The following is an 11,501-nucleotide window of genomic DNA, read 5'->3' as shown; positions in this document are numbered from 1 at the left end:
GCTACCAAGCGTACCCGTGCTTCGCCGCGTCGGTGATCAGCCAGTCTAGATTTCTCATTTCTTTGGGGCCTGATGTGTTCCAAAGAAACCAACTGATGCCAAGACGCTGCATGGATTGGATCCCTGTGCTATCGCCTTTTAAGAGCGGCGGAGAATCGGGATCTTCGGACTCGATCGTGCCGGTTGGAAAGTTTTGTTCAGTATTCAGTGCCGCATACCCAGCTCTCATCAGCTCGGTCACGGGCTTGATCAGATCCAAGTCAGCGACCTGGGGCGAGCACGCTTGGCCATCAGCGTCGATGTCGGCAAGCGAGTAAGGATGAAATCCGATAGACGCGTTGGAAAAGTCGACACCCCGTTTTTCAAGTTCTCGGGCTAGGAACAGCAAGTTCCGGCGGCGATCCCAACTGGCCGTCGTTGCGGCTGATACCAACACCACATGAGTCTCGGGTGCATCACTGCGTACTTGGCCGTACAGCGAGGCGAAATTTTCCAAGTCGGTCGCGGTATAGTCGTTTGGATGCCAACGCACCGGTTCGTTAGTCAGTTCGTAAAAAACATGAGCCTGGTTTCGATAACGGCTGGCTACCAGTTTCCAAAACCGCTGGCAATACTGCATCGATTCCCCGTAGGAAAAGTGTCGGTCGTCGGCAGCGACCGTGTGCAGCGGATCTCGATAGCCACCGGTGTCGTGGTAATTGATCATCACCGACATGCCGCGCCGGTCGGCCTGTTCGACAGCCTTGTCGATGTCGCGAAGCGTCGCCGCGACGTCGTCAGCATTGTCGAGGTCAGCGAAGGGATACGGATCGCTGGCACCTGCGTCGCCGTGAGACCGTTGCCATGGATCAAAGTAAACGACGCGAACCGCATTGATGCCTCGGTCAACCAATTCGTCCCAGTAAGTGTCCGAGTCGATGTCATCCAGCAGCGCGACACCAGACTGTTGAACGTCGCTCCGGCGATACTTGAATACAAAAACAGCAACACCGCGAAGCATTTCGCCATCGCCGCCGCGAACGGTTACTAAATCATTCTGGCGAAACACGCCCGGACGTTTGGGAGTTGTCTGTTCCTGTGCATAGACGCAAGGTCGTGCTAACGAGAAGCAGATTCCGACCGCGATCAAAACGAGCAAACCGATGGAGCGAGACAGCAAGAGCATGGTCGGATTTCCGAACTTCGTTATGAGGGAAACAGTCGTATAAATGCGCAAGCCGGCGTTAAGAGATAATTTTACCAGGGAACCATCATCGATCTTCATTTTTCGACGCATCGTTTTTTCGCGCCTTGACTGACTCCATTCTGGGCCGGTCAAAGTGTGGGAAAAGAGATCGTATCTGTTTCACGCTTGAATTTCTCTAGGAGAACACACAAGATGTCCGACGAAGAAACCGTCTTTGTTGACTCGCCTTCGATGTTTCGAAACAACCCCATCGGATTCGTTGTCACCGTGATTTTGTGCCTTGTCGGGGTCGGAATCCCCATCCTATTAGTTTGGTATTTTCGTTGCCGGTCGACTGAATTGACTATCACCAACCTTCGAACGCGATTGCATCGAGGTTGGCTCAGTCGGTCGATCACCGAAGTCTGGCACCGTGACGTACGCAACGTTCAGCTGGATCAAACGTTCTTTCAACGAATTCTTGATACGGGTCGGATCGGGGTCAGCAGTGCGGCTCAATCAGGGATTGAAATCGATGTCAGCGGCCTGCGAGGTCCTGATAAAATCAAAAACATCATCGACAAATATCGGGCCAAGGCCGACTGACACGCTAGGATCGAATTAGAACCATGACCTGTTCGGTGACAACCTATCCGATGTTGTTAGGGGGGCAAGATTTCGCCGCCGTCTCTTGTGATCAGGGATTTTAGTTTGTCCATGTCGATTGGGTGCATCGTTTGCACTGATCCGTCGGCCAGGGCGTAGCGAAGTACCGCGTCATTGGTGAACTCGGGTATCCCGTCCAGATCTTGCGGCTTCGTCCAAGGTATCGACGATTCGGTTTCCATGATCAATAACGTGTTCGACGTTCCGTCGCGGATGTCTCGTAGTTTTAGGCCGTCGGTGGTTCCCATCGCACCGGTTCCGTTGGCGATGCCTTGATAGTTGGTGTGTCCGGCCGGTTGATCGGCCGGCGCCGTGGGGCTGCGATATACGTCGGGCATTTGGTCCAGTAATTTCAAATTGGCTTCGCTGTCCCACGGTTCGTCAAAGCGATATTGCTCGTAAAGCTGTTGTTGTTCAATAAACGGCAAGATCGCTACTCGCCAAGAGAACGGCTGAATCTGCGATTCGTTGTCGACGCCAAGTGATCCTTCCCGCCCGGTCGATGCCGAAGCGGGAAACTTTCGGTACACGGCGTTGAAGTTGTGAAAACCAAGGGCCAATCGTTTCAAGTGATTGTTGGACTCTGTTTGATGTTGGGCCGTCTGTGCTTTCTTGTGGAACGCGGCGTATCCTTCGATGCCCATCGACTTCACTTGCATGATCTGCATCGCGGCCTGCAGCAACTTGCCCCTCGTGTCTACTTCGATATTGGCCAACGGAGGACTCTTTGTCAGCTCAAAAGTCTGTTCCATGGTGCTGGGCATGTCGCCAAGACGATCGATTACCACCACGTTGACACTCAGGGCGTCGTCGGGGTTTGTCGACAGCAAGGCAGAAGGATCGTAACTAAGCTGTAGTTCGATTCGGTCCTTTGCAAGAAAACGGTAAACTGCCGTTTGTTTTGGCCCAGATGGAAATGAATAATTCAGTTCCATCTGTTTGTGCTTTCCGCCCTTGAAGGTCATTTTTCCAGCGGATAGAACCGAATCTCGATCGGCTATGACAAAGGTTGAGGTGTCGAACGCGACCAGCGAATGGTTGTTCTCTGACATTAGCCAAACGCCTTGCAATCGCTGGAGATCGGTTTTCGACTCCGTCGCGTCTGCCGGTTTCGACAATGGTTGAACAAGTCCGCTGCCCAGTGAATCCATTAGGAACTTGATTTCTGCGTCGCTGAACTTACCCGAGATGGCGACATCGCGTCCGACTTCGTCGTTGATCGTTGGCGCCATTCGAATCTTGCCGTTGACGATGATCGCCAGTTGTCGCTTCAAGTTGTTGCGAGTCAACTCGCGGAGTGATTTTCCGGATTGTTCGCTCAGTCGCAGTTCGATCAGTTGCCTGCCTTTCGATTGCGCCGTTTCGATTTCCTCACGCAAGTTTCCGTTGGTGAACTTCAGCGATTCAGCTTCGCGAACTAAATGAAAAGCTTGGCCATCCTTTTCGAAATTCTGCACCGTGGTCACGTCTGGATCTACTACGTACCAGCGAATGCCATCGTGAGAAATGTTTAGGTCGTCGGACGGCCCACCATGTTTGGCCACATACTGGTCCGTTTCGGCCTTCGACGCCAAAATCGCAAACATCAGGAAGGGGGCTTCGTATTCGTTTCCGAGCGATGTCGCGACAGCGGATGTAGGTACGGACTCTTTCGTTTCTTCGGGATGAATGCTGATCTCACTCCCCTCCGGTGCACTCACTGTCACGACCGAGCCATCGGGCGACTTGATGCGAATCAGAAATCCACCGCACAATCCAACGAACAAACCGACAAAGCCCGCAGCGATCGCAACGGATCGAGGCACGGTTCGTCGCAGCCACGGCTGTGTTTGAGGGGGGGCTTGCTGTACCGATTCGGTAGCGACGGCGTGATCGGGTACGACCGTTTCGGCGTGATGAATCAACGCATTTAGGTCGGCGTCTCTAGCAAACGGTGTCAGTTTTTCAGCAACCTGCATCGGAGTTTGTGGTCGCGATGCGGGATCTTTCGCCAACATCGACGCGATCAAGTTCGACAAGCCGCGGGGCACATCGGGAAGCTGATCGCTGGTCTTTGGCGGTGGGGAAGAAACGTGCGCGGTCATCTTCGCGAACGCGGTCGAGTGTTCGGGACCGGTAAACGGGGCGTGTCCGGTCAGCAGTTTGAATAGCGTGCAGCCCAGCGAATAGATGTCGGCACGAACGTCAACGCTGCGACTGTCGGTGACCTGTTCGGGCGCGATGAAGTCAGCCGTCCCCATCGCTTGTCCGGTGCCGGTCAAATTGGACGGCTCGTGAACGGGTTCCTGCAGACGGGCCAACCCCAAGTCCAGCAACTTCACTTCGGCGCCGCTGCCCAGCATGATGTTAGACGGTTTGATGTCGCGATGAACGAATCCTTGATCGCTGGTGTATTGCAGTGCCACCGCGACTTGTCGGACGAGCTCGCAAGCGTTCGCGACGCCGATCGGTCCGGTTCGCGAAACCAACTGAGACAAATCCATGCCGTCGATGAACTCGGTCACCAGCACCGCCGTTCCGTCGATTTCGCGAGCGTCATGAGCGGTGACGATGCCCGGATGACTTAGCCGACCGACCGCCCGCATTTCGGCCTCGAAACGCTCCTTCATTTTGGCATCAGCTAGACGATGGTTGGCTAGCACTTTGATCGCAACCAATCGCCCCAGCTTGGTATGGCGGGCTAAATACACGTTCCCCATTCCGCCACGGCCGAGCGGACGAACGATCTCGTACTCGTCCATTGAAACGGGGAAGGCGGGAACGTCCGAGGACGTGAGCGATGGATCGCGGCTGCCGAGTGCCCCCAGGGCCGCGACCAAAGCCTGCTGGAACTGGGGTTCGCTAGCCAAGCCCGAATCGTCGTCGGGAGACCGAATGGCGTGGATGAGGGAGTCATCGCCGTCGCCGATCGTTTCCAGTTCGGCTTGGCAAACCTGACAGTCGCGAAGATGGTCCAGCACGGCATCACTATCGTCTTCGGCCAAACGCCCAAGCGTCAGCTCTCTGAGACGTTCGATCGACGGGCACTCGGTTGCGGTCATCATGGGGTTCTCCGGGCTTGTTAGGGTAACTCACCAGGATGAACGCCGGCATCTGACACGCTTTGCTGATAAAATCTTTTTATGAACAAAGTTTTTCCCCCATTTGTGAACTCAGACGAGCAGCCCGGCGATCACCCCACGCTTTCAACGATGCTGATGAGCGGCGTCAAGCAAATGGATGCGGAAAGTTGGAGCCGGCTGGTCAACACGTTTGGCCCGATCGTTTATCGGTGGTGCCGGACTTCGGGAATCGCGCCGTCCGACGCGCCGGATGTGGTTCAAGACGTGTTTGCGTCGGTCGCGCGAGGCATCGGCGACTTCCAACGCCAAAAGGACAAAGGCAGTTTCCGGTCCTGGTTGGCCACGATCACACGCAATCGGGTTCGCGACCATTTTCGCCGATTGTCAAAACGCGAGGCCGCCGAGGGAGGTGCGGCCGGCGGGACCGCGGCACTGGATCAACTGCACCAAGTCAGCCAGGATGGCCAGCCCGATTCGTTGGATTCAACGATCTGTCCGGCATCGATCGAGAGCCCGCTGATCCGGCAAGTCCTGACGTTCGTGGAATCCGAATTCGAGCCGACGACTTGGCGAGCATTCTTGTTGACCGCCGTGGACCAGCAACCCGCATCAACGGTCGCAGCCACCCTGGGGATCTCGGTCGCCAGCGTCTATCAAGCAAAGTCGCGAGTGCTGCGCCGATTGAGAACGCGTATGGCCGAGTTACCCGAGTAGCAACAAGCGTCACGCTCTATGCCGGGTTAGCAATCATCGATCCGACAATTTGAATACAATTGTGATCGAATAGAACTCGTAAAATGATCACGCACTCGGACAAGGCTTTGCAAGTGTCGACCGATCTATGTTTAAGAATTGAAATCTTAAGAAGCCGCATCGCGGCGATGTTCGCAGTGGCGGCGTTTGTTGTCACCGGGCCGCTGTTATGCGCCGCCGACAAACTGAATGTGCTATTCATCGCTGTCGATGATCTCCGTACCGAGCTTGGCTGTTACGGCGAACCAGCGATTCAGTCGCCCAACATCGATCGCTTGGCAAAATCGGGTGTGCTGTTTGATCGTGCCTACTGCCAAGTGGCTGTCTGCAACCCTTCGCGAGTCAGCATCATGACGGGATTGAGGCCGGACACGACCAAGGTTTGGGATCTGGTGACTGAGTTTCGTACGACGATGCCGGATGCGGTCACCATGCCCAAGCACTTCATCGATCATGGTTACCACGCGGTGTCCTATGGAAAGATCTTCCATAATCCGTGGCCGGATAACGAATCCTGGAGCGAGCCGCATGCTTGGCCGACGCCACGGGTGCTTTGGTCGGATGATTCGAAACGTAAGCTTGCCGAGTTCCGAATTCAGATGAAGGTCGAAGGGCGACCACAGAAAAAGATTAACCGCATGCGAGCCGAAGCGACGGAGATCGTTGATGTTCCCGAACACTTACACATTGACGGTGCAATTGCCGAGCAAGCACTTACGGCCATGAAGCGATTGGCGAAACAAGACAAGCCGTTCTTCTTGGCCGCCGGATTCGTTCGTCCGCATTTGCCGTTCGTCGTGCCACGCAAGTACTGGGAACTTTACGACCCCAAATCAATTCCGGTTGCCGTCAATCCGATGCTGCCGAAAGACTCGCCTGCATTCGCTATGAACACGATGTACGAACTGCGAGACTACTTCGATTTCGCTGGCGCTCCGGCACCCGATCAAGGTTCTCTTACAAATGAGCAGCAACGTCGGCTCAAGCATGGCTACTATGCATCGGTCAGTTTTATCGACAGCTTGGTGGGCAAACTAATCAGCGAATTGGACCTGCTGGGGCTGTCGGAAAATACGGTGGTCGTTTTGTGGAGCGACCATGGTTGGAAACTTGGCGAACATAACAGTTGGTGCAAGCAGACCAACCACGAGATCGACACGCGAGTACCATTGATCATTCGCGCACCTAGCGCCAAGGGAAACGGCCAAAAAACTCGCGCACTGGTCGAATTGCTTGACGTTTTCCCGACCCTGTGCGAACTGACGGGACTTCCGATCCCCGATCAACTTGAAGGCCGCAGCCTCACGCCGCTGTTGGCGGGTTCTGATCAAGAGGTAAAGCAGGCTGCGTTTAGTCAGTTTCAACGAAAGCACAACGGCACGCCGATGATGGGCTACTCGATGCGCACCAGTCGCTACCGCTACACGCAGTGGCAGGACCGCCGAAACGGTAAAGTCATCGCAACGGAACTGTACGACCACGAAACCGATCCGATGGAAAATACAAACATCGCTAGCGCACCTGAGAATCGCCAAACCCTAGCCGATCTAGACCACCAAATGTGGAAAACACTACCACCGCCACCGACGGTGGCGAGTCTCGGCAATGATCCCCGCACGACAAAATCACCGGTAAGCTTCGAGGCCACAGTCGAAAACTAGACTGGTGTTGCCATAATCAAAGGCGCCGCGTTCGTTAGGTGATTGAACCGGTTGCTTAGTTGCGAGTGGTAAGTCGAGACGTCGCAAGATAATTGCTGCGTTAACAGACTCCGGTTGGAGCAGGGTTGAGTCTGTAGCCGGGGGTACATCGTCAGCATTCGATTCAACATGACGACGACGCTAACGCGAGCGACTGAAGATTCACGTTCTCAAATTCATGAAATTTGCTTTTTGTTGAGATTTAGAAAATCAATTGTCTCCTTGCTGCATCTCGGTCGATGCTTTGGCTAAACTTCACGGTTTTATCGTGATCGCAATGACGGCATTGGACCAGCGTCGTTAACAAAATGCATTCGGATGCACCGGACTAATTTAAAGAAATGATCGTAAAACTAGACGTTGGAGTTTCTTGATGGTTTGGGGTGTGATTGGAATTTACTCTTGTCGGCGATCGCTGGCGTCACTGTCGATCGTTCAAGGACGGTGGATCAAAGGTCTTGACCAGCTTGGATTGAAGTTGGAGGAGCCAAGTTGACCACGGATGATACGTTTGACGATTCGGATCCGCAGCTTGGTTTCGGTCAGAGGAAATCATTTTCCGGAGACTCGTCGTCGCTGAATCAGTTGGCGAGTGCAGCCGAGGATTTTGATCAACGATTGCGTCAGCGCGGCTTGGGCGAACTTTCCGAACGACTGAGTCACTCACGCATCGCGCAAGTGCTAAGACTCTTGCACGCAGCGACGGGAAGCAGTCTGCCGACGCGATCGATCGGCCAGTCGTCCGATTCGTCGTTTACGATGCTGCCCCGGCAAGTACCTGAACGCATTGGCCGATTTGTGATGGGCGCAAAAGTAGGCCAGGGAGGGTTTGGTGTGGTCCATCGCGCACACGATGAAGTGCTGCGCCGTGACGTGGCGATCAAGGTGCTAGCGAAATCAGTTGCCGGCCAATCGATCGAGAACGAGTATCGTCTGTTCGAAGCCCGCGCGGCTGCGAGTTTAAACCATCCGTACTTGGTGCCGCTGTACGAAGTGCTCGATGACGACGATCACGTTTATTTAGTGTCTGAATTTTGTGACGGTCCGACGCTGCAGCAATACCTGCGCGAAGGCGGCAGCATGAATCCGAAACTAGCGTCGGAGGTGACGATCAAGATTGGTCAAGCAGTCTCGCACGCACACGGTCGTGGTTTGGTACACCGCGATATCAAGCCCGGCAACGTCATGTTGGTTGCCGATACTGCGAAGGACTCACCGTTACCATTCACGCCTCGGTTGACCGACTTTGGATTGGTCACCAATGCGAATTGGGAATCGGACGTGGGCGACCAGTGGCGAATCGGTGGCACGATCATCTACATGGCTCCCGAGCAACTGATGGGACTGAAAGGTGCCGATGCTCGAATCGCCGATGTGTATTCGCTGGGACTGTTGCTGTACCAAACGTTGGTCGGAAGGTTGCCGTTTCAGTCAGTCGATTCGGTCGAGTTGCTGGCTGAGATCTGTACCGGCGACATTGAATCGCTGCCGATTCAGGCTCCGCCAATTTCTCGCGATCTGGTGGCGATTTGCTTGAAATCAATTCGCCGCGATCTCACCCGCCGCTATGCTTCGGTACAAGACTTTGTGGACGATTTGGTTCGTTGGCGCGAAGGTCGCGAGGTGCATGCTCGGCCGCGATCGGTTGTGGAAAGAAGCGTAGGTGTTGCGAAACAGTCGCCGTGGTCATCGCTGTTGGTGTTCGCAATGATCGTGTTGGCGATGTCGAGTTTGGTTTACTTCGCGAACACGAACCAGCGTCTGAGAACCCAGGGTAAATCCTTAGAGCTTGCGCTCGATCAAAAAGCAACTTCCGAGTCCAAGGCAATCAATATTGCGTATCGATCGGATTTGGAACACGCGTTCGCCTCGATCGCGCGCAATGATGACGCGGAAGCAATCGACCGAATTCGCGAGATCGAACGTTACGTCAGTGACGCTTGGCGAGATCGTTTCGATTTTCGTATTTTAAAGGCGATTTCGACAGCTGACTGGTTCCGAGGCGAATCGTTCGATACTCGCGTCTCGGAAATCGTTCCCCTATCTGGGACGGATCTTTTCGCCATCGTTGCCGAACAGAATCTGATTCGAGTTTATCAAGGCAGCAACGGCGCGATGGTTAAAGAAATTGCCTTGGATCCGAAAACAAAGATATACGCATTAGACGTTTCTGCTGACAGAAGCTTGTTTGCAGTTGGTGTCTCGGTTCCAACGAGTTTCTCATGGTTTGGACCATCGAATCAAGTTGAGTTTTGGCCCACGTTGCTTGGAACGGCTGACAGCAATGCCAAGTCAAAACGTTTGGATGTAAATTTGACGGGGTTCAAGACTACCGTCGAGTCCGTGGCGTTTTCAGGTGATGGTCAGCGACTTGCTGTCGGAACGCGATACGAGCCGCTGGAAACCTATGACTGGAAAACGAATGCCCGGACCGGCGTCTACGAATCCAAGTCTCGAAGCAATGATCTTTGCTTTGAAACAGGCCAGGACTTGATGTACATGCCCAATAGTGGCGAAGTCGTCATTCGAAAAACTGAAACCGGGGACGTGCTCAACCGCTTTGTGCCGCCCAAATGGCGAAAATTTTACCGAATGGCGAGGTCAGGCGATGGTCGATGGGTCGCGGTATCGTTGTCGGCACGAGGCGCGGTGTGCCTTTACGATGTTAATTCGGCCCCAGAAAATGGTGAGACCGGGTTGCCGATTGTTCTCGAAAGTCCGCACGGTGAAACACTTGTTGTTCGAATCTCGGCGGATGGTCGGTTCGTGGTAGCCGGAACGTCTGGTGGCGGCATCGTGGTTTGGGACTTGAGTGATGTCGTCAATGAACAATCCAGTGTCGAACAACCTAGAGACGAACAAACCAACGACGAAACGATCCAAAAGCCGATCACGGTTTCTCCCGCCCTTTACCGTGTCATTCACGACCAACCGATCACAGCGATTTCAATCAACGATGACGGGGTGATCGCTAGCGGGAGCGAAGACGGCACAGTGGCTTTCTCCTATGCCTTACCGAAACCCGTTACGGAAAACGCAATTCGATTTGATGACGGATCCATCGTGGCCGCGATGACGGCGGATGGACGTACTGCCTTCGTCGGATGCTATGACGGATCGATTTGGCGATTCGATGTCGAAACGAAAAAACAAATTTGCATTCGGAAAGCGAATCGATTGAGGGCCAGATCCATCGCTGTGATGCCGCGCGGACCGTGGGGCGAGGACGACTGGATTGCAGTCGGATTCGACCAAGGCGGCGCAATCATCGGTCGAGTGCCAGTTTCGGGTGTCGCAAACACGCCCGTTCACTGGCACGACATCCCCTCGAAAATTCAGCCCGGTGTTCCATTGGACGACGAGTCGTTGGTTGCGGTAAAGATTGTCTGTGATGAATCGGACAAGAAAATCTGTCTTTGCCGGGGCTTTGGTCGCATTCAATGTGTTCGATTCGAATGCACACCTGATAACCAAGAAATACAAAGCATCAAGCCGGATGTGATTGATCAAACTTTGACGTCTGTCAAAGCAGCCTACTTCGCCGACGACCAGACGGTCGTGACGCTCGGCGAAACGATTCACGTCTTGAAACATTCGCCCGAATCATCGGTCATTAGCAAGCCCGGAATAAACTTTGTTCAATGTCTAGCTTTCGATCGAAACAAGCAGCTGATTTATGTCGGGGGCAAGGACGGCCGAGTTCGAATGCTTGACAAGAATTTTGAACTATTGAAGTGCAGTCGACCGTGGGTGCCACTTGAATCGAAGCTGCATCACAGTCGCGTGATTGAGTCGATCACGCTATCACCGGACGGCAATAGTTTCTTGACTGGCAGCGACACGGGCGACGTGGCGATTTGGGATTCGGAGACCGTGCGATGCCTGGGAACCATATGGACAGGTGACAGTATCGGAGGCTTGGAAAGCATGTCCATTTCCGATGATGCGAGCGTGCTGTTGATGCATCAGTGTGGCCTGTACAAACCGCTGGATTCACATCGCGGCGCTCTAAGGTTTTTAAATCTACCGGCCTTAACTAATCCGCAAACAACGCTCCCGTCGAACTAATCGTCACTACGTTTTTTGGGGCTGCTACTGCGTAAAAGTAGAAAACCGTTTCTTGAGTGATCCATCGAGCTCGGCGAATGTTCAAAA

Annotated in this window: 6 protein-coding genes; 4 read left to right on the top strand and 2 right to left on the bottom strand. The window is 53.9% G+C overall.

Annotation, left to right across the window (positions count from 1 at the left end):
- Window position 1 precedes the first annotated feature (1 nt).
- Complete coding sequence (locus Poly59_RS12280) at window positions 2–1,165, bottom strand: cellulase family glycosylhydrolase (RefSeq protein WP_186776198.1); 1,164 nt, start codon at window positions 1,163–1,165, stop codon at window positions 2–4.
- 213 nt (window positions 1,166–1,378) lie between these two features.
- Between Poly59_RS12280 and Poly59_RS12275 the strand changes: the two genes are divergently transcribed.
- Window positions 1,379–1,771: a PH domain-containing protein gene (locus Poly59_RS12275; protein WP_146534290.1), complete on the top strand. Its 393-nt coding sequence runs from the start codon at window positions 1,379–1,381 to the stop codon at window positions 1,769–1,771.
- 56 nt (window positions 1,772–1,827) lie between these two features.
- Here Poly59_RS12275 and Poly59_RS12270 read toward each other — a convergent pair whose 3' ends face one another.
- Window positions 1,828–4,875: a protein kinase domain-containing protein gene (locus Poly59_RS12270; protein WP_146534289.1), complete on the bottom strand. Its 3,048-nt coding sequence runs from the start codon at window positions 4,873–4,875 to the stop codon at window positions 1,828–1,830.
- 78 nt (window positions 4,876–4,953) lie between these two features.
- Between Poly59_RS12270 and Poly59_RS12265 the strand changes: the two genes are divergently transcribed.
- From Poly59_RS12265 to Poly59_RS12255, 3 genes are all read left to right on the top strand, one after another.
- The gene (locus tag Poly59_RS12265; protein WP_146534288.1) at window positions 4,954–5,607 is read left to right on the top strand and encodes an RNA polymerase sigma factor; all 654 of its coding nucleotides are present in this window, start codon (window positions 4,954–4,956) and stop codon (window positions 5,605–5,607) included.
- An 83-nt stretch (window positions 5,608–5,690) separates the two neighbouring features.
- Window positions 5,691–7,307, top strand: coding sequence for a sulfatase (locus Poly59_RS12260; protein ID WP_146534287.1), 1,617 nt, complete (start codon window positions 5,691–5,693; stop codon window positions 7,305–7,307).
- Between the two features lie 531 nt (window positions 7,308–7,838).
- The gene (locus Poly59_RS12255; protein WP_146534286.1) at window positions 7,839–11,414 is read left to right on the top strand and encodes a WD40 repeat domain-containing serine/threonine protein kinase; all 3,576 of its coding nucleotides are present in this window, start codon (window positions 7,839–7,841) and stop codon (window positions 11,412–11,414) included.
- Window positions 11,415–11,501 lie beyond the last annotated feature (87 nt).

This window comes from Rubripirellula reticaptiva (assembly GCF_007860175.1).
GTDB classification, from domain to species: domain Bacteria; phylum Planctomycetota; class Planctomycetia; order Pirellulales; family Pirellulaceae; genus Rubripirellula; species Rubripirellula reticaptiva.
The sequence above is the reverse complement of the archived record's forward strand: the minus strand, read 5'-3'. Positions and strand labels throughout refer to the sequence as shown.